Genomic DNA, 2,053 nt, shown 5'->3' with positions numbered 1-2,053 from the left:
ACTGCGGCACCTGGGCAGGGGTGCCGGGCTGCCCACCGACGTGACGGGTCCCCCACGCCGGGACGGTGCGCCTGGGCCGGCAGCAGCCGAAACCGGCACGAAGGGCACGAAGGGCACGAAGAGGCCCCGGGAGGCTGGCGAGAGTTCTGCCAGGGCGTCCAAGCGACCGACAGTGGCAGGACCCGCTGGGGTTGCTTCCGGGAATCAAGGCGGCGAGGGCGACGGGACCACACCGACGGATCAGGCAGCACAACAGGACCTGCGGTCGGCAACGCAGACACGGAGACAGCAAAAGAACGCGAGGGCGTCCCAGGCGCGGAAGGCCGAAGCCGACGAGCTTGCGGATTTGCAGAGGAAGGAGCAGCTGGCCCTGCAGGAGGGGAAGAAGCTGACTCCGGAGAAGGCGAACAGGCTGGCGCAGCTCAAGCTGAAGGTGGAAAAGCGGAGGCAGCAAGATAGGGAACGGAGGGCGACGAAGTACCAGGCGAGGAGGGCCGAAGCCGACCAGCTTGCGGAGCTGCAGAGCAAGAAACAGTTGGCCCAGGAGGGGGGGAGGGACCTGGCGCCGGAGGAGGCCAAGAAGCTGGCGTGGCTCAAGCCGAGAGTGGCGCAGTGGAAGCAGAACAAGAGGAACGAGAACGCGAGGCAGTCCCAGGCGAGGAAGGCCGAAGCCGACCAGCTTGCGGAGCTGCAGAGCAAGAAACAGTTGGCCCAGGAGGAGGGGAGGGACCTGGCGCCGGAGGAGGCCGAGAAGCTGGCGTGGCTCAAGCCGAGAGTGGAAGAGCAGAAGCAGAAAAAGAGGAACGAGAGCGCGAGGCAGTACCAGGCGAGGAGGGCCGAAGCCGACCAGCTTGCGGAGCTGCAGAGCAAGAAACAGTTGGCCCGGGAGAAGGGGAAGGAGCTGACTCGGGAGGAGGCCGAGAAGCTGGAGTGGCTCGAGTCGAGGCTGGAGCCGCGGAAGCAGAAGCACAGGTCGGCTGACAGAAATTATAAAAGGGCGAGAAAGGACGCCGCCGCCGACGAATTTGCGAAGTTTAAGGAGTTGGAGGTGTTGGAGGAGCGGAGGCAGCTGAATCCGGAGCAGCGGGCCGAGCTCAATTTGCGGCGGAAAATAGAAAAGGACGAAAAGGAGGCAAAGCGGCTGGCGAAGCGAGTATCGAGACTGAAAGAGAAGGATGCGGAGATCGAGGCGTTGGAGGCGTTGTCGCAGAGCGCCGAGGTCGAGGACCAGCTGCATGCGTTGCGGGAGAAGGTGGCTGAGTCGGCTAGCTCTGCGGAGGAGTTGAAGGAGACGAGGGAAAGGCTGAAGAAAAATAGGGCGGCGCTGAAGTCGCTGCAGGCCCGGAAGGAGACTGGGCCCGGGGAGATTGCGGGCGTGGGGGTAAGTGGGCAGCAGAATGAGCAGGATGCAATGGCGTCGAGTGAGGGATCGGAGTCGGCTGGGGCTGATCAGGACGAACAGGACACGTGGTCGGATGGGGGCGTTGATCTTGGTGTGTGGGTTGATGAGGTGATGGCGGATTCAGGGGGAGAGGGGCAGGCTGCGGCATCGCTGTCGGGTTTGGACGAGGATCGGCAGGCGGGGTTGGAGGCGTCGTGGGAGTCGGATGCGGCTATGCAGGCGGAGTCGGAGCGGGAAAGGGAGTCCGGGGAGGGGTTGGGGGAGGTTGTGGAGGAGGGGGTGGAGGGTGTGGCCCGTGATGAGGGGCAGGATTCGCGGGTTGCGCAGTTGTGGGAGTCGTTGGAGCAGGCTGAGTCCTATCTGGCTTCGTTTGGGGATTTGCCGGGGTGGGATGAGGTTGTGCAGGCGGATCCGGCGTTGTTGCCGATGTTCGATCAGGGTTTGCGGGCGGACTGGGAGGAGACGCAGCGGCGTGTCGAGGCGTTGCGGGCGGAGTTGGCCGGGTTGGTGGTGGGTGGCGAGGGTGAACCGGCCGGGGAGCAGGTGGGTGAGTCTGGGGAGGGGCGGGCTGCGGGGTTCGTGCCGGCTGCGATTGCGGGGTTGGCTGAGCTGACGGGTCGGATGGATCGGCATTTGCGGGCGATGCCGCCG

At 65.1% G+C, this 2,053-nt stretch carries 1 protein-coding gene; it reads left to right on the top strand.

Going from position 1 to position 2,053, the window contains the following annotated elements; genetic code table 11:
• Positions 1–346: 346 nt before the first annotated feature.
• Positions 347–2,053: hypothetical protein (locus ACWDKQ_RS35905; RefSeq protein WP_450143195.1), on the top strand; the 1,707-nt coding region annotated here is incomplete at its 3' end.

It is taken from the genome of Saccharopolyspora sp. NPDC000995, assembly GCF_053599315.1.
This window is presented reverse-complemented; position numbering and strand designations above follow the sequence as displayed.